We start from the raw sequence: 203 nt of genomic DNA on the forward strand, positions 1-203 counted from the left end.
ACACAGTGGTTGCAACGACAAGAGCAAAAGTTACTACCCTGTCATTATTTTATGGTCACATTCACCTTGCCATTTGAGTTGAGAGTATTGGCGCGATATCAACCAAAAATTCTGTATCAAACTATGTTTAAAGTCGTCAGTAAGGTACTCAAAGGGTTTGCTGCACGACAGTTTAAAGCCGAGATTGGCTTTACTATGGTATT

The 203-nt window shown here is 39.4% G+C and carries 1 pseudogene; it reads left to right on the forward strand.

The window, feature by feature from the left end:
- Positions 1-203, forward strand: a pseudogene (locus CWC18_RS20615) (IS91 family transposase); the annotation flags it as partial.

This window comes from Pseudoalteromonas aurantia (genome assembly GCF_005886875.1).
Lineage (GTDB): Bacteria > Pseudomonadota > Gammaproteobacteria > Enterobacterales > Alteromonadaceae > Pseudoalteromonas > Pseudoalteromonas aurantia_A.